Origin of the sequence: Kineococcus sp. G2 (genome assembly GCF_037154035.1) — a bacterium.
Lineage (GTDB): Bacteria > Actinomycetota > Actinomycetes > Actinomycetales > Kineococcaceae > Kineococcus.
The window spans coordinates 1-19,088 of the sequence record NZ_JBBBEM010000020.1 but is presented as its reverse complement, the minus strand read 5'-3'; the positions used below and the strand labels follow the sequence as shown (position 1 = coordinate 19,088).

Annotated in this window: 16 protein-coding genes; 13 read left to right on the top strand and 3 right to left on the bottom strand. The window is 76.1% G+C overall.

Annotated elements, in window-relative coordinates:
* Positions 1-87 precede the first annotated feature (87 nt).
* Complete coding sequence (locus V9U69_RS04320) at positions 88-1,161, bottom strand: glycosyltransferase (RefSeq protein WP_337060072.1); 1,074 nt, start codon at positions 1,159-1,161, stop codon at positions 88-90.
* A gap of 61 nt (positions 1,162-1,222) precedes the next feature.
* Here V9U69_RS04320 and V9U69_RS04315 point away from each other — a divergent pair, with 61 nt between their 5' ends.
* The 12 genes from V9U69_RS04315 to V9U69_RS04260 all read left to right on the top strand — a co-directional run bounded on the left by V9U69_RS04315 (position 1,223) and on the right by V9U69_RS04260 (position 16,273).
* Entirely contained in the window at positions 1,223-2,368 is a 1,146-nt protein-coding gene (locus V9U69_RS04315) for a glycosyltransferase (RefSeq protein WP_337060071.1), read from the top strand.
* The gene (locus tag V9U69_RS04310; protein ID WP_337060070.1) at positions 2,365-4,431 is read left to right on the top strand and encodes a DUF6541 family protein; all 2,067 of its coding nucleotides are present in this window, start codon (positions 2,365-2,367) and stop codon (positions 4,429-4,431) included. The genes V9U69_RS04315 and V9U69_RS04310 overlap by 4 nt, the downstream gene beginning before the upstream one ends.
* A gap of 138 nt (positions 4,432-4,569) precedes the next feature.
* Positions 4,570-6,531 carry a glycosyltransferase gene (locus V9U69_RS04305; protein WP_337060069.1) on the top strand — a complete coding sequence of 654 codons (1,962 nt, stop codon included), beginning with the start codon at positions 4,570-4,572 and terminating at the stop codon, positions 6,529-6,531.
* Between the two features lie 13 nt (positions 6,532-6,544).
* A complete protein-coding gene (gene glf, locus V9U69_RS04300; protein ID WP_337060068.1) occupies positions 6,545-7,765 on the top strand; it encodes a UDP-galactopyranose mutase in 1,221 nt (406 codons plus the stop codon).
* The gene (locus tag V9U69_RS04295) at positions 7,762-9,783 is read left to right on the top strand and encodes a glycosyltransferase (protein WP_337060067.1); all 2,022 of its coding nucleotides are present in this window, start codon (positions 7,762-7,764) and stop codon (positions 9,781-9,783) included. Before glf ends, V9U69_RS04295 begins: the two co-directional genes overlap by 4 nt.
* Before the next feature lie 5 nt (positions 9,784-9,788).
* Positions 9,789-10,682, top strand: a complete 894-nt coding sequence (locus V9U69_RS04290; RefSeq protein WP_337060066.1) for an ABC transporter permease — start codon at positions 9,789-9,791, stop codon at positions 10,680-10,682.
* Entirely contained in the window at positions 10,682-11,530 is an 849-nt protein-coding gene (locus V9U69_RS04285) for an ABC transporter ATP-binding protein (protein WP_337060065.1), read from the top strand. The genes V9U69_RS04290 and V9U69_RS04285 overlap by 1 nt, the downstream gene beginning before the upstream one ends.
* 4 nt (positions 11,531-11,534) lie before the next feature.
* Positions 11,535-13,115, top strand: a complete 1,581-nt coding sequence (locus V9U69_RS04280) for a hypothetical protein (protein WP_337060064.1) — start codon at positions 11,535-11,537, stop codon at positions 13,113-13,115.
* Positions 13,112-13,705, top strand: a complete 594-nt coding sequence (locus V9U69_RS04275; RefSeq protein ID WP_337060063.1) for a phosphatase PAP2 family protein — start codon at positions 13,112-13,114, stop codon at positions 13,703-13,705. Before V9U69_RS04280 ends, V9U69_RS04275 begins: the two co-directional genes overlap by 4 nt.
* Entirely contained in the window at positions 13,702-14,625 is a 924-nt protein-coding gene (locus V9U69_RS04270; protein ID WP_337060062.1) for a decaprenyl-phosphate phosphoribosyltransferase, read from the top strand. The genes V9U69_RS04275 and V9U69_RS04270 overlap by 4 nt, the downstream gene beginning before the upstream one ends.
* Positions 14,622-15,086 carry a GtrA family protein gene (locus V9U69_RS04265; protein ID WP_337060061.1) on the top strand — a complete coding sequence of 155 codons (465 nt, stop codon included), beginning with the start codon at positions 14,622-14,624 and terminating at the stop codon, positions 15,084-15,086. The genes V9U69_RS04270 and V9U69_RS04265 overlap by 4 nt, the downstream gene beginning before the upstream one ends.
* On the top strand, positions 15,083-16,273 hold the full coding sequence (locus tag V9U69_RS04260; protein ID WP_337060060.1) for a glycosyltransferase family 87 protein: 1,191 nt from the start codon (positions 15,083-15,085) through the stop codon (positions 16,271-16,273). The genes V9U69_RS04265 and V9U69_RS04260 overlap by 4 nt, the downstream gene beginning before the upstream one ends.
* Here the strand turns inward: V9U69_RS04260 and V9U69_RS04255 are convergent.
* Positions 16,158-17,852 carry an ABC-F family ATP-binding cassette domain-containing protein gene (locus tag V9U69_RS04255; RefSeq protein WP_442907586.1) on the bottom strand — a complete coding sequence of 565 codons (1,695 nt, stop codon included), beginning with the start codon at positions 17,850-17,852 and terminating at the stop codon, positions 16,158-16,160. The two genes, V9U69_RS04260 and V9U69_RS04255, sit on opposite strands and share 116 nt — an antisense overlap.
* A 466-nt stretch (positions 17,853-18,318) precedes the next feature.
* On the opposite strand from V9U69_RS04255, the gene V9U69_RS04250 reads away from it, so the two are divergent.
* On the top strand, positions 18,319-18,621 hold the full coding sequence (locus tag V9U69_RS04250; RefSeq protein ID WP_337060058.1) for a hypothetical protein: 303 nt from the start codon (positions 18,319-18,321) through the stop codon (positions 18,619-18,621).
* A gap of 119 nt (positions 18,622-18,740) precedes the next feature.
* Here the strand turns inward: V9U69_RS04250 and V9U69_RS04245 are convergent.
* The coding region (locus tag V9U69_RS04245; RefSeq protein ID WP_337060057.1) for a hypothetical protein at positions 18,741-19,088 on the bottom strand (348 nt) is incomplete at its 5' end.

Below are 19,088 nucleotides of genomic sequence, written 5' to 3'. Positions count from 1 at the left end.
CCGCCGGTCCCCGCCCCCACCCCGCGGTGATCAAGGAAGTTGCAACTTCCTTGATCACCGCGGAGTGGGTGGGTGGGTGGGGCGGGCTCAGGGGCGCGGGGTGGGCAGGGTGGACAGGACGGCGTCGAAGGCGGCGGCCACGGCGGCCGGGGAGAAGCGCTCGCGCACCGGCGCCGCGATCCGCTCCGGCGGCAGGCGCTCCGCGGCCGCGCGCTGCACCGCGTCGGCGAACGCGGCCGGGCTGCGCTCGTCCACCAGGTGCACCCCGGGCCCGGCGAAGTCCCGGGCCCCGCCGCGCCCGCCCAGGACCGCCGGGCGCCCCGCCGCCAGCGCCTCCGCGCCCGCCACGCAGAACGTCTCGTGCCGGCTGGGCAGCAGGAACACGTCGCACGCCGCCCACTCGCCGGCGAACTCCGCCGGCGCGCGCCGCCCCAGCAGCTCCAGCGACCCGGCCACCCCCAGCAGCGCGGCCCGCTCGCGCACCGCCGCCTCCAGCGGCCCGGCCCCCACCCAGCGCAGGCGCGCGTCCACGCCGCGCCGGCGCAGCTCCGCCAGCGCCGCCACCGCCAGCAGCGGGTCCTTCACCGGCCGCAGGTTTCCCACCGCCAGCAGCCGCAGCACCGGCCCGCCCGGCGGTGGCGTCAGCCCCGGCGGTGCCGGCACGACGTTCGGCACGACGTGGCAGGTGCCGTCCCGGCGGAAGGGCACCACCGCGTCCGCCAGGTAGCGGCTGACCGCCGTCACCGCGTCCGGGCGCGCCAGCACCCGGCGCACCCCGGCCGCCCGCCGCCACAGCGGCCCGCCCGAGGCCGGGTCCGACACGCCCGACCAGTGCTCGGTGTGCAGCCACGGCACCGGCGGCCGCCACCGCCCGGCCAGCGGGCCCAGCAGCAGCAGCGCGGAGAACACGTGCGTGTGCAGCACGTCCGCGCCCCGCGCCGCCCGGTCCGCCGCCGCCAGCGCGGCCGCCACCGACCGCGGTGAGCGCCGGTCCAGCACCAGCCGCTGCACGCCGGGCTCGGCCGCGGCCGGCCGGGACGCCAGGTGCAGCACCGACACCTCGTGCCCGCGCCGCAGCGCCTCGACGTGCCGGTGCACGAACACGCCCTCCACGCCGTCGGCGCTGCTGGGGTACCAGGTGGTCACGACGGCGATGCGCACGCCGCGATCCTGCCGCGCGCCCCGCCGCCGGTCACAGCGCGTCCGGGTAGGGTCCCCGACCGTGTCGCCCCTGGTCCGCATCGCCACCCGGACCTGGGCGCCCGACGTCGGCGCCGCCCCCTTCCGGCTGCGCGCCCTGGCGCTCGCCCTGGTCGCCGCCGGCTGCGAGGTGGAGGTCCTCACCACGACCCCGCCCGGTGCGGCCCCGCCCGACGAGGACGGCGTGCGCACCCGCCGCGCCCCGGTGCTGCGCGACGCCGAGGGCGTCGTGCGCGGCTACCTGCCGTACCTCAGCTTCGACGTGCCGCTGACCGGCCGGCTGCTGCTGGGCCGGCGCCCCGACGTCGTCGTGCACGAGCCGCCGCCGACCACGGGCCTGGCGACGCGGCTGGCGAGCCGGCTGCGCGGTGTGCCGTACGTCTCCTACGTGCCGGACGTGTGGTCGCTGGGTGCGGTGGCGGCCGGGGCACCCCGGCCGGTGCTGACGGCGCTGCGCGCCGCGGAGGCGGCCGCGCTGCGCGGAGCGGCGGCCGTGCTGGCCGTCACGGACGGCATGGCCGAGGAGGTCGTGCGCGCCGGCGTGGACCGCGCCCGCGTGCACGTGGTCGGCAACGGCGTGGACGTCGGCGTCTTCCGGCCCGCCGACCGGGTGCCGGACGCGCCCGGCCTGCGCGCCGTCTACAGCGGCACCATGTCGCAGTGGCAGGGCGCGGAGGTGTTCGTGCGCGCCTTCGCGCGGGTGGCCCGCACCGACCCGGCCGCCCGCCTGGTCATGGTCGGCGGCGGCGTCGACGCGCCCCGGCTGCGGGCGCTGGCCGCCGAGCTGGCGCCCGCAGCCGTGGAGCTGCCCGGCACGGTGCCGCCCGCCGAGGCCGCCCGCCTGCTCGGGGAGGCGGACGTGGCGCTGGCGTCCCTGGTGCCCGGCAGCGGCTACGACCTCATGGCCCCCACGAAGATCGCCGCGGCGGCCGCCTGCGGCACCCCCGTGCTGTTCGCCGGCGTCGGCAGCGGCCGCGACGCCGTCCTCGCCGGGGACCTCGGCGAGGTCGTCGAGCACGACGCGACCGCGGTGGCCGCCGTCCTGAGCGCCTGGCAGCGCCCGGACGCGGCGCGGCGGGCGCGGCTGCGGGCGTGGGCGCTGCGGCACGGTTCCCTGGCCGCCGCCGCCGAGCGCGCCGCCGCCGCGGTGCTGGCGGTGCTGCGGTGACGTCCGCCGCGGTCTCCTGGCCCGCCGGCGACCCGGCCGCCGACGCCGCCACCCTCGCCCTGGGGGCGCTGTGGGTGCTGCTGCCGGGCGCGCTGGTGCTGCGCGCCGCGGGAGTGCGCTCACCGGCCCTGCTGGCCGGTGCCGCACCTGTCGTCGGGATCGGTGCGTTCACCGTCGCCGCGGTCGCCACGGCCCCGCTGCCGGTGCCCTTCACGTGGTGGACGGCGCTCGCGGTCACCGCCGCCCTCGCGGCCCTGGCCGCCGCGGTGGCCGCGGCCGTGCGGGCCCTCGCCGCCCGGCGACCGGCCGCCCCGCCCCCCGGGGCGCACCCGTCCGCCGGTGCCGGCGGGCCCGGCGGGCGCACCGCCCGCGCGGTGGGGGCGGTGCTGCTGGTCACCGCGGCCGCCTGGGCGGTGCACGTCTTCCGCGCCGGGCTGGGCTCCCTGGCGGTGCCCTCCCAGGAGCACGACTCCGTCACCCAGTCCCTGGTCGCCGCCCGCATCGCCCGCAGCGGTGAGGCGGCCCCCTGGACCGCGCAGCCCCTGGACGTGGTGACCGGTTCCCCGGCGCTGTACTACCCCAGCGGCCTGCACGAGTGGGTCGCGCTGCTGGCCGGCACGTCCGGTGCGTGGGGCGGCACCGTCGTCACCGCGCTGAACGCCACCAGCGTCCTCGTCGTGGCGCTCGTGCAGCCCCTGGGGCTGTTCGCCCTGGCCCACCGGGTGCTGCCGGGAGCGGGCGCCGTGGCCGGCGGGGCGGCGGCGCTCGCCTCGGCGCTGGCGTACCAGCCGCTGCTGGCGATGCACCACGACTCCGGCGCCGTCGCGAACGCGGCCGCGCTCGCCCTGGCGCCGGGGCTGCTGGCCCTGGTGCTGCCGCCGCCGGCGGCCGAGCGTCCCGCACCCGCCGCCCGCGTCCTGCCGCTGGCGCTGGGCTGCGCGGGTGCGCTGAACGTGCACCCCAGCGCGGCCGTCACCGTCGGTGCCGGGGCGGTGGCGTGGGTGCTCGCCGACGGGCTGGTGCGCCGCCGCTGGCCGCTGCCGTGGCGGTGGGCCGGGGCGCTGGCCTGCGGCGGGGCGCTGGCGGCCGCGCTGGTGCTGCCGGCGCTGGCGGCCGCGGCGGGCGCGGGCGGCGGCTCCTCGGAGCGCTTCGCCCGCGACGTGCCCGTGCTGGAGCTGCCCGCGGCCCTGCGCCGGGTGCTGGTGCTGCCGCTGCAGGGCGGCATCGACCCGGAGGGGGTCACCGCGCAGTGGTGGCTGGCGGGTGCGGTGCTGCTCGGCGCGGTGCTGGCGGGCCGGTGGGCCGGCGCGGTGGCGCTGACGTGGCTGGCGTGGGCCGCGGTCTCGGTGCTGTACCTGGTGGGTGCCTCCGCCCCCGGGCTGGACGTGCTGTGGGACACGGCCTGGAACTCGTACTACCGCGTCGCCGCGCACGGCGCGCCGTGGGCGTGGCTGCTGGTGGGGGTGGCGGCGGTGCGCCTGCCGGGCCTGCTCGCCCGCCTGGTCCCGCCCGCGCCGCGCGCCGCGCTGTCCGGTGCGCTGGCGGTGGTCCTGCTGGCCGGGACGGCCGCCGGCACCGGCGACGCCGTGGTCCGGGCGCTGCGCGAGAAGCACGCCGACCCCGTCTACCAGCGCGTCAGCCCCGACGACCTCGCGGCCGCGGCGTTCCTCGCCGAGCGGGTGGGCCCCGGCGAGCGGGTGCTGAACAACGGCAACGACGGCTCCACCTGGGGGTACGTCCGCCACGGGGTGCCGGTGCTGGCCACCACGCCGATCGGCTCGCCGCGCGCGCCGCGGGTGCGCGAGCTGCTGCGCTCCTTCCGCGAGTTCCCCACCGACGCGCGGGTGCGCGAGCTGGTGCGCGAGCTGGGGGTGCGCTGGGTCGTGGTGGACGCGGACGCGCCGTGGCTGCCGCTGGGCGGTGCGGACGCGGCGTTCTACGGCTCCGACTCCTACACCGTCCCGCCCGGGCTGACGGGGCTGGACGAGGTGCCGGGCCTGCGGCCGGTCTTCCGCAGCGGCACCGTCACCGTCTACGAGGTGCCCGAGCTCCCCGCCCCCTGACCTCGCCCCCCTCCCCGCGGTGATCATGCACTTCGTCACACCCGTCACACGTGGGCGGTGTGACGGGTGTGACGAAGTGCATGATCACCGCGGGGAGGGGCGGGGTGCGGGGTGCCCGGGGCCTGGCAGGGTGTCCGGGTGCAGAACCCGCCCGGCCCGTCCCAGACCCCCGAGCAGCCGCGCCCCGGCGATCCCCGCGTCGTCGCCGTCGTCGTCGCGCACGAGCGCCGCGAGCTGCTGCTCCAGGCCCTGGACGCCCTCGCCGCCCAGACGCGGCGCCCGGACGCGCTGGTCGTGGTGGACAACGCCTCCACCGACGGCAGCCCCGCCGCCGTGCGCGGCTGGGCCGCCGTCCACCCGGAGCTCCCGGTGGACCTGGTGCCGCTGGAGCGCAACACCGGCGGGGCGGGCGGCTTCGCCGCGGGCGCGGCCCGGGCGCTGCGCCGGCACGAGCCGGACCTGCTGTGGCTGATGGACGACGACACCGTCCCGCGCCCCACCGCGCTCGCGCGGGCCCTGGCCGCCCGCGCCGCGCTGGACGGGCCCGCCGGGCCGCCGGCCGTCGTCGCCAGCGCCGTGGTCTGGGGCGACGGGCGCGCGCACCCCATGAACACGCCCCGGCCCCGCCCGCGGCCCGCACCCGGTGAGCGCGAGGCCGCCGCCGCGGCCGGCTGCGTGCCGATCCGCTCGGCGTCCTTCGTGGCGATGCTCGTCGACGCCGCCGCCGTGCGCGCCGACGGGCTGCCGCAGGCGGGCTACTTCCTGTGGAACGACGACTTCGAGTTCAGCACGCGCCTGCTGCGGCACCGCCGCGGCGTCTTCGCCCCGGCCAGCGTCGTCGAGCACCGCACGCGCGTCTTCGGCGGCACGGACGCGGACCCGGGGGAGCGGTTCGTGTGGGAGGTGCGCAACAAGGTCTGGCTGTTCACCCGCGACCGCACCCTGGACGCGCGCGACGGCGCCCTGTACGGCGGGGCGACGCTGCGGCGCTGGGTGCGCACCGTGGCGCGCTCGCCGCGGCGAGCGCTGCTGCTGCGCGGCCTGGCGGACGGGCTGGCGCAGGGGCTGGGCGGGCCCCCGCCGCCCACCGCGCAGGTCCTGGCCGGGCTGGGGGAGGTCTCGCGCGACGTGCTGGCCGTGGAGGCGGCGGCCGGGCGGCCGCTGGGCACGGCCGCCGCCGCCCTGCCGGTGCCGCAGGCGGAGCCGGCCGACGGCGGGCTGCCGCCGTTCTCGGTGCTGCTGCCGGTGTGGGCCGGCGACGACCCCGGCCAGGCGCGCCGCGCGGTGCGCAGCGTCACGCTCGAGCAGGAGCTGCGACCGGCCGAGGTGGTGCTGGTGCGCGACGGGCCCGTGCCGCCGGCGCTGGCGGCGCTGCTGGCGGAGCTCGCCGCCCCCGGCGCGCCCGACACCGGCGGGGTGCCGGTGCGGCTGGTGCCGCTGGCGCGCAACGTCGGCCTGGCCCGGGCGCTGGAGGCCGGGCTGGTGGCGTGCGCGCACGACGTGGTGGCCCGCATGGACGCCGACGACGTCAGCCTGCCGCAGCGCTTCGCCCGCCAGCTGCCGCTGGTGGCCGCGGGCGCGGACCTGGTCGGCTCGGGGCTGCTGGAGATCGGCGAGGACGAGCACGACGTCGTGGGCCGGCGCACCCCGCCGGTGGGGGCGCAGCGCATCGCCTCCTACGCCCGCTTCCACGACCCGTTCAACCACCCCACGGTGGTGTACCGGCGCTCGGCGGTCGCCGCGGCGGGCGGCTACCGGGACCTGCCGCTGATGGAGGACTACTGGCTGTTCGCCCGGATGATCGCCGCCGGGGCGCGCGCGGAGAACCTGCCGGAGCCGCTGGTGCTGTACCGGGTGGGCCCGGCGGCGGCGGGCGGGGCGTACGCGCGGCGCGGCGGGGTGCGGCTGTGGCGCTCGGAGGTGCTGCTGCAGGCGCACCTGCGCCGGGAGGGCTTCACGAGTTCCGCGCAGGCCCTGCGCAACGTCGCCGTGCGCGGCGGCTACCGGTTCGTGCCGCTGCCGGTGCGGCGGGCGCTGTACCGGCGCTTCATCGCGGCGCGGGGCGCGGCGTCGTCCGTCCCGGGCGCCTCGGACGGCTAGTCTGTCGGGCACCATGCCTACGAACAGCGCGTCCAACGGAGCGTCGGCGGACCTCGTCGTCGTCGGGTCCGGCTTCTTCGGTCTCACCGTGGCCCGGCAGTGCGCCGAGGACCTCGGGCTGAAGGTCCTCGTGATCGACCGTCGCTCCCACATCGGGGGCAACGCGTACTCCGAGGCCGAGCCGCGCACCGGCATCGAGGTGCACCGCTACGGCGCGCACCTGTTCCACACCTCGAACGAGCGCGTGTGGGAGTACTGCAACCGCTTCACGCGGTTCACGAACTACGTGCACCGCGTGTTCACGAACTACCGCGGTGAGGTCTACCCGATGCCGGTGAGCCTCGCGACGATCAACCAGTACTTCCGCAAGGCGCTCTCGCCGGCCGAGGCGCGCGCGCTGGTGGCGGAGCAGGCGGGGGAGATCGACACCGCGACGGCGGAGAACTTCGAGGACAAGGCGATCTCCCTGATCGGCCGCCCGCTGTACGAGGCGTTCTTCCGCGGCTACACCGCCAAGCAGTGGCAGACCGACCCGCGCGAGCTGCCCGGGGCCACGGTCACCCGCCTGCCGGTGCGCTACACGTACGACAACCGCTACTTCAACGACACCCACGAGGGCCTGCCCGTCGACGGGTACACCGCGTGGCTGGAGCGGATGGCGGACCACCCGAACATCGAGGTCCGTCTGGACACCGACTTCTTCGCCCCCGGCGACGTCTCCAAGGACGCGGTCGTCGGCCAGGTGCCCGTCGTGTACACCGGCCCGGTCGACGAGTACTTCGGCCACGCCGAGGGCGAGCTGACGTGGCGCACCCTGGACTTCGAGCAGGAGGTCCTGGAGGTCGGCGACTTCCAGGGCACCCCGGTGATGAACTACGCCGACGAGGACGTGCCCTACACCCGGATCCACGAGTTCCGGCACTTCCACCCCGAGCGCGCCTACCCCGAGGACGCCACCGTGATCATGCGGGAGTTCTCGCGGTTCGCGCAGCGCGGCGACGAGCCGTACTACCCGGTGAACACCGCCGCCGACCGCGAGCGCCTGCTGGCCTACCGCGACCTGGCCAAGGGCGAGACCGGCGTGCTGTTCGGCGGCCGCCTGGGCACCTACAAGTACCTCGACATGCACATGGCGATCGGTGCCGCGCTGTCGACGGTGGACAACAAGCTGGCGCCGCACTTCCGCTCCGGCGGAGCGGTCGGCTCCCTGACGAGCGGTGGGGTGGACGCGTGAGCCTGGACGTCTCGCAGGACCCGGTGACGGGCACGGTCCTGGCGCCGGACGACGGCCGCTGGCGCGAGGTGCACCGGGTGGTGTTCCCCTCCGGCGCCGACGTGGACGTGCTGCCGCTGTACGTGGACTTCGCCCAGTCGGAGGGGTACTCCTCGGGCGAGGACGACTCGGTGCAGTTCGTCAGCACCGGCGCGGAGGTCCACGACACCGAGGCCGCCGGTACCCGCCGCAGCCTGAAGGTGCCCGAGGGGCGCCGCTACTCGCTGGGCACCTACTTCAACGCCTTCCCCGCCTCGTACTGGCGGCGCTGGACCCGCGCGGAGTCGGTGCGCTTCGACGGTTCCTTCGAGGGCCGCGGCACCGTCGTGGTCTACAAGTCGAACGCGCGCGGGCAGCGCCAGCGCGTCACGAGCTGGCACGTGGACGGCACCGCGCAGCTGCGCGAGGAGCTGACGCTCGCGCCGTTCGCCGACGGCGGCTGGTACTGGATCGACCTCGTCGGCGGGACCGAGGGGCTGCGGCTGGTGGAGGCGTCCTGGAGCGCGCCGGTCGCCGACGTCGAGCCGGGCCGGGCCACCATCGGCATCACCACCCTGAACCGCCCCGACTTCCTCGTGCGGCTGCTGACGCAGCTGGGCGCCGACGAGTCGGCGCTGTCGGTGCTCGACGAGGTCATCGTCGTGGACCAGGGCACCCAGAAGGTGCGCGAGCAGCCCGGCTACGAGCAGGCGGCCGCCGTGCTCGGCGACAAGCTGCGCCTGATCGAGCAGGCGAACCTGGGCGGTTCCGGCGGTTTCGCCCGCAGCATGTTCGAGACGGTGCGCGCCGACCGCAGCCGCTACGTGCTGCTCATGGACGACGACATCGAGATCGAGCCCGAGGGCATCGTGCGGGCCGTGCAGTTCGGCGACGCGTGCCGGCAGCCGACGATCGTCGGCGGGCACATGTTCGACCTCTACGAGCGCTCGGTCCTGCACGCCCTGGGCGAGCAGGTGAACCTCTACCGGTTCTTCTGGGGCCCGGCGCGCGGGCTGCACGCTGACCACAACCTGGCCGCCTCGAACCTGCGCCAGACGCCCTTCATGCACCGGCGCGTCGACGTGGACTACAACGGCTGGTGGATGTGCCTGATCCCCACCGAGGTGGTGCGGGAGATCGGCCTGTCGCTGCCGGTGTTCATCAAGTGGGACGACGCCGAGTACTGCCTGCGCGCCGGGCAGGCGGGGTACCCGACGGTGTCGCTGCCGGGGGCGTGCGTGTGGCACGTGTCGTGGACCGACAAGGACGACACGATCGACTGGCAGGCGTACTACCACCAGCGCAACCGCTTCCTGGCGGCCATGCTGCACTCGCCGTACGAGCGCGGCGGCCGGCTGCTGCGCGAGGCCGTCAACGGCGACGTCAAGCACCTGATCTCCATGCAGTACTACGCCCAGGCCCTGCGCAACCGGGGCCTGCGCGACCTGCTCGAGGGGCCCGAGCACCTGCACCGCACGCTGGGCAGCACGCTGGGCGAGGTGCGCGCGCAGCGCGCCGACTTCCCCGACGCGCACGTGTCCGCCGAGCCCGACGCCTTCCCGCGCCCGCGCCGCGGCAAGCCGCCGCACAAGGGCAGGGAGCCGAAGGCGCCCAACCGCTTCACGCTGCTGCCGTGGGCGGGCAAGACGGTGCTGCGCCAGCTGCTGCCCACCGAGGCGAAGGCCGACGAGCGCCCGCAGGTGGCGCTGCCGGCCGCCGAGGCGAAGTGGTGGGAGCTGTCGCTGTACGACAGCGCCGTGGTGTCGATGGCCGACGGCAAGGGCGCGGCCTGGTACCGCCGCGACCCGCAGCGCTTCCGCGCGCTGCTGGCCGAGTCGGCGGAGCTGCACCGCAGGGTGTTCACCGACTGGGCGCGGCTGCGCGAGGAGTACAAGCGGGCGCTGCCCGAGGTGACCTCGATGCGGGCCTGGGCGAGGACGTTCGGCATCGACCTCGACGCGGAGCCCGCCCGCCCGGGCGAGCACCACCCGGAGGGCTGAGCACCGTGGCCGCCGCGTCCACCACCGGTGCGGCGAGCCCGTCCGTGCCCCCGCTCGTCGCGCCGGGGCACGGCCGCGGCCTCGCCGACGTCGTGCGCTACCGCTTCCTGCTGAAGCTGCTGGTGCGCAAGGAGATGCGCGTGCGCTACCGCGGCTCCGTCATGGGGCTGCTGTGGAGCTACGTGAAGCCCGGCGTGCAGTTCGCCGTGTTCTGGGTCGCGATGGGCTGGTTCCTGCGGCTCAACGACACCCTGGAGAACTTCGCGATCTACCTGTTCTCCGGTGTGGTCGTCATCAACTTCTACTCCGAGGCGTTCGGCAACGCGACGCGCTCGGTGGTGGGCAACGCCCCGCTCATCAAGAAGATCTTCCTGCCGCGCGAGCTGTTCGCCGTCAGCTCCGGCTGGGTGGCGGCGGTGCACTTCCTGCCGCAGCTGGTCATCCTGCTGGGGGCGTGCCTGGCGGTGGGGTGGCGGCCCTCGGTGTGGCAGCTGGCCGGCGGCCTCCTCGGCTTCGTGATCGTCGGCGTCCTGGCGATCGGGCTGGGCCTGCTGTTCGGGGCGATCAACGTGCTGTACCGGGACTTCGAGAACATCGTGGACCTCATGCTCATGGTCGCCACCTGGGCCTCCCCGGTGCTCTACGACTGGCAGCGCGTGGCGGCCGTGGTGGGCGGCCCCGACTCGCTCGGCATGCTGCTGTACCAGCTGAACCCGATCACCGCCGCCGTGGAGCTGTTCCACTGGTGCTTCTGGTACCCCACGACGGCCGGTGGGTCCCCGCTGCCGCCGCACCTGCTGTGGACGGGCCTGCTGGGGCTGGCGCTGGCCCTCGTGCTGCTCGCGATCGGCCAGGTGGTGTTCCGCCGCATCGAGGGCCGCTTCGCGCAGGAGCTGTGATGACCGTGACCACGATCCCCGCCACCACCACCGCCGTCACCGCCATCGAGGTCGACGGTCTCGTCAAGGACTTCACGCTGCGGCACAACCGCTCCCTGAAGGAGCTGGCGATGGCCAAGCTGCGCCGCCGGCCCGTCGCGGACACCTTCCGCGCCCTGGACGGGGTGGACCTGCGCGTGCACCAGGGGGAGTCCCTGGCGCTGCTGGGCTTCAACGGCTCGGGCAAGTCCACGCTGCTGAAGCTGATCTCCGGCGTGATGCTGCCCGATGCCGGCCGCGTCGGCGTGCGCGGGCGCATCGCCGGGCTCATCGAGGTCGGCGCCGGCTTCCACCCGGACCTGACCGGCCGCGAGAACGTCTTCCTCAACGGCGCGATCCTCGGGATGGACGAGGCCACGATCCGCGCCCGGTTCGACGACATCGTCGCCTTCTCGGAGATCGAGCGGTTCATCGACACCGAGGTGAAGTTCTACTCCTCCGGCATGTTCCTGCGGCTGGCGTTCGCCGTCGCGGTGCACACCGACCCGGAGGTCTTCCTCATCGACGAGATCCTCTCCGTGGGTGACGAGCCGTTCCAGCGCAAGTGCCTGGCCCGCGTGGAGGAGCTGCGCGCCGAGGGCCGCACCCTCGTCATCGTCAGCCACGACCTGGACATGGTGTCGCGCTTGTGCACCCGCGGGGTGCTGCTGGAAGGTGGCCGCATCGTCGCCGACGACACCGCGGTGCGGGTCGTGGCGCGGATGCGCGGGCAGGACCCCGACGAGGCCGAGCGCGAGCACGCGCGGCGGCAGGAGCGCGAGGCGGGTGCGGACGCACCCGCCCACGACGACGAAGGGCCGCGGGACTGACGTGGTGACGAAGGAGATCGACTCGACGGTGACCGCGCGGCGCGCGCCCGCCCCGCTGGGCTGGCTGCCGCTGGTGGGCGTGGGCGCGCTGGCGGCGGCGACGTTCCTGCTGCTGCGCACCGCCCTCGTCGACGACGCGTACATCACCCTCGCCTACGCCCGCAACGTCGCCTTCCACGGCACGTGGGGGCTGCTGTCGGACATCACCTCCAACACGGCGACCTCCCCGCTGTGGGTGATCGTGCTGTCGGTCGTCACGTTCGTGGTGCGCCGGCCGGTCCTGGCCCTGGGGATCCTGCACGTGGCGATCGCGGTGGGGCTGGCGGCCTCGCTGCGCTCCAGCGCGCTGCGCACCGGCCTGCCCGGCTGGGTGGGGCCGCTGGCCGCCGTGGCGGTGGGCGTGAACCCGCTGCTGCTGTCGTCGGTGGGCCTGGAGTCCGCGTTCGTGCTGCTGCTGCTCTCGCTGCTGCTGCGCGCCGGCATCGCCGGGCGGGCGGTGCCGTACGGGCTGCTCGCCGGTGCCGTGGTGCTGGCGCGCATGGACGCCGCCGTCGCGGTCGTGGTGGTGACCCTGCTGCTGCCGGCCGTGCTGCGCCGCCTGCACGTCGCGGTGGGCGCCTCCCTGGTGGTGGCGGTGCCGTGGCTGGCGTTCAGCTGGGTGTTCCTCGGCTCGGCGCTGCCGGACACGCTGGTGCTGAAGGTCCAGCAGTCCAGCTGGGGGCCGTGGGACGTGCGCAACGGCGCCCTGCTGTACGTGCAGGTGTTCGCCGAGAACGGGGCGCTGGCGTTCCTGCCGGTGCTGCTGGGCGCCCTCGGCTGGCTGGTGCTGGCCGGGTTCGCCCTGCACGCGCGCAGCCGCGCGGTGGACGCGGTGGACGTGACCGCCACCGGCGCGCACCCCGCCGGCGCGGCGCTGCGGCCCGTGCCGTGGCTGGCGCTGGGGCTGGGCGGTGCCGCGCACTACGCGGCCCTGAGCGTGCTGGGCGTGCCGCCGTACCACTGGTACTACTCGATCCTCGTCGGCACCACCACCATCGTCGCCGCAGCCGCAGTCGGTGCCTGCTGGGGCCGTGCCGCGTCCTCGCCGCTGCGGCCGGTCGGCTGGGGCGCGCTCGTGGCCGCCGCCGCGATCGCCGTCGTCAGCGGCGTCGCCGACGTGCGCCACGGCACCCCGTGGCCCATCGCCCCGGTCCAGACGAACTTCGCCACCCCGGCGCAGTACGACGAGATCGCCGAGGACGTCGAGGCGCGCCTGGCCGCCGAGGGCGGGCCGCGCTACGTCACCTCCCCGGGCGAGATCGGTCACCTGGCCTACGCCTGCGACTGCGTCGTGGACCAGTTCGCCGACCCGGGCCGCATCCAGCCGCAGATCGACGCGGCGCTGGAGAGCTCCTCCGGCGTGGTGCGCGAGCTGCTCGAGCTGAACTACCGCTTCCGCGACGACCCGGAGCCCGTGCCCGTGGCCTACGACCTGTTCCGCTACGACCGCGGCACCGAGCCGCCCGGCTCGACCTGGTGGCCGATCACCACCACCTGGGCGATGCCGCTGAGCAGCATCGTGATGCTCCCGGCGGGGCAGCAGTGAGCGGCCCGCAGCAGACCGCGCAGGAGCAGCCGGTGCCCGCCGCCCCCGAGGCGCCGCCGTCCGCCTCCCCGCTGGCCGCCGCGGACCTCGCCGCGCTGCGCTTCGTGCAGCAGCACGTTCCCGGCGACGCCGCGGTGCGCACCGCCACCGTCCTCAGCCACGCCGGCGAGCACGCGGCCGCCTGGATCGGGATCGGCGCGCTCGGCGCCCTGGTGGACCGCCCCCGCCGCCGCGACTGGGTGGTCGCCACCACCGCCGTCGTCGCCGCCCACGGCGCCAGCGTGGTCCTCAAGCGGGTCGCGCGGCGGCACCGCCCCGTCGACCACCGCGTGCACGTGCGGGTGGGGGTGCCCAGCCGATGGAGCATGCCCAGCTCGCACGCCACCTCCACCACGGCCGCCGCGCTCGCCTTCGCGCCGCTGCTGCCGGTGCCGACGTGGCCGCTCGTGCCGGCCATGGCGCTCTCCCGCCTCGTGCTGGGCGTGCACTACCCCTCCGACGTCGCCGCCGGCACCGCCCTGGGCGCGCTGACGCAGGCGGCCGTCCGCTCGGCCGCCGGCCGGCTCGCCGAGCGCGGGGGGAGGCCGTGAGCGGCGCCCGCGAGGACACCGGCGCCCCGGTGCGCGTCGAGGGCACCTCCTCGAAGCTGCCGGCGTGGCTGCGGGCGATGCGCCCGCACCAGTGGGTCAAGAACGTCCTCGTCCTGGCGCCGGTGTTCCCCGCCGGGGCGCAGGTCGACGGCGGCACCCTCGTGGGCGTCGCCGTCGCGTTCGGGCTGTTCTGCCTGATCTCCAGCTCGATCTACCTCATCAACGACGCCCGCGACGTCGAGGCCGACCGCGCGCACCCGCGCAAGCGGTTCCGGCCCATCGCCGCCGGTGAGCTGGGCGTGCGCACCGCCGTCGTGCTCGCGGTGGTGCTGGCGGCCGCCGCCATCGCCTGCGGGGTGCTGTGGCAGCCGTCCCTGGGCCTGGTGCTGGGCGTCTACTTCGCCGTGCAACTGGCGTACTGCTTCGGCCTGAAGCACGAACCGGTGCTGGAGCTGGGGTGCGTGGCCTCCGGGTTCCTGCTGCGCATGCTCGCCGGCGGCACCGCCGGCGGCATCCCGCTGTCGGGCTGGTTCCTGCTCACCGCCGCGTTCGGCTCGCTGTTCATGGCGGCCGGCAAGCGCTACGGCGAGGCCCGCCGCGGGGAGCTGACGGGGGAGCCGGTGCGCCGCGTGGTGCAGAAGTACTCCACCACCTACCTGCGGTTCGTGTGGACGCTGGCCGCCACCATCGCGGTGGCCACCTACGCCCTGTGGGCCGTGGAGGTCCTCGGCCGGCAGAACGGCGGCAGCCCCGTCGCCGGTGTCTCCCTCGTGCCGTTCGTGCTGGCGGTGCTGCGCTACGCCGTCGACGTCGACCGCGGCGCCGCGGAGGAACCCGAGGACATCGCCCTGCACGACCGGGTCCTGCTGGTCCTGGCGCTGCTGTGGGTGGCGTCCCTGCTGCTGGCGGTGTGGCTGTGAGCGCGGAAGGGGGCGCCGTGGGAGCGGTGCGCCGCGTCCTGGCCTCCGAGCGCGGCGGCGAGGTGTTCCGGTTCCTCGTCTCCGGCGGGCTGGCGTACCTCGCCGACCTGATCGTGTTCAACGCCCTGATCTTCTCCGGCGTCGGATCGGCGTGGGCGAAGGTCGTCTCCAGCGTCGTCGCCATCGCCATCGCCTTCCTCGGCAGCCGCTACTACACCTGGCGCGACCGCCGCAGCGAGAACCCGTGGCGCGAGTACGCGATGTTCTTCCTCCTCAGCGTCATCGCCGCCGGCATCCAGCTGCTGTGCCTGGTGATCACCCACTACGGCCTCGGCTGGACCAGCCCCCTGGCCGACAACCTCTCCGGCAACGTCTTCGGGATGGCGCTGGCGATGGTGTTCCGCTTCTTCACCTTCCGCTCCCTGGTGTTCCCGGACCGCTCGGCGGCCGGGTCGCGGTGAGGCCGGCGCTGCGGGCCGCCGCGCCCGTCGCGCTGGCCCTGGCGTGGACGGCGCTCGCGCTGCGCACCGGGTGGGGCGACCAGGCGTGGCAGCCCGGCTACGACCTGGCGGTGTACCGCCACGGCGCCGCCGACCTGCTCGCCGGTGCCGACCCGTACGCGCGCGTCACCGAGCGCGGCCACTACTTCGTCTACCCGCCGCTGGCGACGGCGCTGTTCACCCCGTTGCTGCTGGTGCCGCCGGGCACCGGCCTGCTGCTGTGGCGGCTGCTGCTCGTGGCGGCCGCCCTGGTGCTCGCGGTGCTCGCCCTGCGGGCCGTGCGGGCACCGGCCGCCGCGGTCGGCTGGGGCGCCGCGGCGCTGCTGGTCGCCGACCCGTTCCGGGAGGCGCTCGTGCTGGGGCAGGTCAGTCCCCTCGTGGTGGCCGCCCTCGTCCTGGGCTGCCTGGCCGGCGGCCGCGGCGGGGCGGTGCTCGCGGCCTTCGCGGGTGCGGTGAAGGTGACCCCGGCGCTGGTGGTGGCCGCCGCGGCGGCCCCGGCGGCGCGCCGCTTCGCCGTGCGGGTGGCCGTGGCCGGGACCGTGCTCACCCTCGCCGGGGCCCTGGTCGCCCCGGCGTCCTGGCGCTCCTACTTCACCGACCTGCTGTGGGACTCCTCGCGGGTGGCCGCGCCGGACACCATCTCGAACAACTCCCTGGCCGGGGCGTTCACGCACGCCGGGCTGGGCGAGGCGGCCGCCTCCGCGCTGGCGCTCGCGGCCGCGGTGCCGCTGCTGGTGCTCGTGCCGGTGGCCGCCCGCCGCACCGGGTGGGGCGAGCCGGCCGCCCGGCTGCGCTTCGGCCTGCTCGTCAGCGTCGTCACCTGCCTGGTCTCGCCGGTGACGTGGAGCCACCACGCGCTCGCGGCGCCGCTGGCGGCGGTGGTCGTGGCGGTGGCCGCGCCCGGGCGGGTGCGCGCTCTCGTCCTGGCCGCGCTCGCACCGTGGCTGCTGCCGGTGCTGCAGGCCGCCGCGGACCTCGGCGGTGCGGGCGGCGCGCTGCTGGCGCTGACCCGCCCGGTCTCGCTGCTGGCGCTCACCGTCCTGCTGCTGCCGCGCCGCCCCCGGGCACCGCGCCCCGTCCAGGTGCCGGCGGTTCCAGGTGCAGCCGGTGTCCCCGCCAGCCGGCCCGGAACCGCCGGTCGTGGCTGACGACGACGACCGCGCCGCCGAACGCGGCGATCGCCTCCTCGAGGTCCTCGACGAGCCGGGGGGCGAGGTGGTTGGTCGGCTCGTCCAGCAGCAGCACGTCGTGCGGGTCGGCGAGCAGCCGCGCCAGGTCCAGGCGCCGGCGGCCCCCGGTGGACAGCCGCGCCACCGGCACGCCCAGCTGGTCGCGGGTGAACAGCCCCAGCGTCAGCAGCCGGTGCACGTGCTCCTCGGCGCCGCCGCGCCGGCCCGCGGCGAAGGCGCGCAGCACGTCCTGCCCGGGCACGGGCGCCGGTGGGTCCTGCGGCAGCAGGCCGACGCGGGCGCGACCCCGCACCGCGCCGGTGCCCGGGGGCAGCTGCCCGGCCAGCACGGCCAGCAGCGTCGACTTCCCGCTGCCGTTGGCACCGGTGACCAGCAGGCGGGTGCCGGTCCGCAGGTCCAGGTCGGTGGGGGCCAGGCGCCCGGCGACCGAGACGCCCTCGGCCACCAGGTGCGCCCCTGAGCGCGCGTGCAGGCCGGCGGGTGCGGTGAACCTCAGCGGCGCCGGCGGCAACGGCACCTCCGCCGCCTGGAGCCGCCGCAGCCGCTCGGCGTTCGCCCGCACGCGCGCCGCCAGCGACTCCTGCACCCGGCCGCCCTTGAAGTCGTACTGCATCTTGTCGCCGTCGCGGGGCGGGCGGTCGTGCGCCACCCGCCGGGCGGCCGCGTCACCGGTGGTGCGCAACCGCCGCACCTCCTCCTCCCACGCGGCGCGCTCCTGCTCGGCGCGGGCGCGCTCGGCGGCCTTCGCGGCGCGGTAGGCGTCGTACCCGCCGGGGTAGCGGGCCGCGCGCCCGGCGTCGACCTCGATCAGCTCACCGGCGGTGCGGTCCAGGAACTCCCGGTCGTGGCTGACGACGACGGTGGTGCCGCGGCGGGTGCGCAGGTGCTGCTCCAGCCAGCCGGCGGCGGTGTCGTCGAGGTGGTTGGTCGGCTCGTCCAGCAGCAGCACCTCCGCGTCGGCGGCCAGCAGCGCCGCCAGGTGCAGCCGGGAACGCTGCCCGCCGGACAGCTCACCGAGGCAGCGCCCGCGCGGCAGCCCAGCCAGGCCCAGACCGGCGAGGGCCCGCTCGACGCGGGCGTCCGCCGAGAACCCGTCGCGCAGCTCGAACGCGGTGCTCACCTCGCCGTACTCGGTCAGCAGCGCGTCCAGCTCCGGCGACCCGTCGCCCGCACCACCGGCGCGGGCCATCGCCTCCTCCAGCTCGCGCAGGCGGCGCTCGAGCCGGCGCACGCCGGCCAGCGCCTCGTCCACCACCCGCTGCACCGTCCACGACGGCGGGGCGGCCGGCTCCTGCGGCAGGTGCGCCAGACCGGCGCTCGCCACCGCGACGACGTGCCCGCTGTCGGGTTCCTCCACGCCCGCCAGCAGCCGCAGCAGCGTGGACTTGCCGCAGCCGTTCTCGCCGATCACCCCGGTGACCGCACCGGGGGTGATCGAGGCGGTGAGGTGGTCCAGCACGACGCGGTGGTCGTACGTCTTCGTCACCTCCCGCAACGCCAGGGAGGTGGTGGCGCCCGTCGTCGTCCGGGTGGACACGGCGGGGCGCGGGGTCGGGTCGGTGAGGGGGTTCGTCGGCACGGGGGCTCCTGGTGACGTGGTCGCTCGGGACCGCGCGCGGCGGCGCGGGTCCGTGGGTGCGGGGCACGTCAGGCGAGCACCCGGGCCTCCTCGGGTCGACGGCAGGACGGCAGGACGGCAGGACGGCACGAGGGTGCGCCCGCCGGTGGGGGAGCGGCAACGGGTTTTCCGGGTCTTCGGACCCGAGCGCGAGGAGGCGGACGTGATCCGCCGGCGGGGGGCGCAGACGGAGGGGTGAGCCGGCGCGGACGCCCGTGCCACCCCGTGCGCGAGGTGGTCGCGTTCCCGAGCGTCGCTGTCCGGCCGGCGTCGCCGAGCTGCCGAACTCACCGAGCCCACTGGCAGGAGGACGCCTCGGCCGGCGGCACGACTGAGGTGCACGGCGCGGCGTGGTGATGTGCGAGTGAGCGGTGCAGGGGGGTTCTTGATCGACGTCGAAGCCGTACGCCGGCGAGTCGAAGCGCTGCTGGAGGTGGCGCACGATCCACGGACCGAGGTGCTCGGTACCCGGTACCACCGTCTCCTGGACGGCGCGGTAGTTCTCGATGTCGTCTTCCACGACGGCACTGACGACGTGCACCTGTTGAGGACGAACCTCACCGCCTACGCCGAGAGCTCGGACACCGACACCGAAGACATGGCCAACGAGGTGGCCAGCCGGGTTCACAACCTCAGCTCCACCGTGAGCGACGGGCAACGGCGCAGCACGCTGCACTACTGGCGCTGACCTCACCGCGCGGTCGGTACGAGGGGACACCTCGCACCTGGGGACAGCGTGGACGGCGCCGGATGCGGACGTCCACGACAGCGCCGTGACCGTGAAGTCGACTGGTGACGCTCGACGCCTCACACCGACGTGGCGGCGACACGACGAGCCTGCTCGCGTTGGCGTGCTCGCTTGAGGCTCACCGAGCACGCCGTGGCGACGAGGGGTGGCAGGCCCCACACGACAGGCGGGATCTCGTAGAAGTGGGCTGCCACCCAGATGGTGAACAGCGGGAGGAGAGGGAGCAGGAAGGGACGCTGGTGCCAGCGGCGACGGCGGGGGCCCTGTGCCGCGCGCATCTCGTCTGAGCTGGTCACCGGTTCATCCTGACGCCTGCGGCCATCCACCGCGTGCTCATCGGCATTATGTGGGTGATCGGTGTCAAGGGGCTCAGGACGCGGACTCGTCGAGGTCGTCCAGCAGGCGGC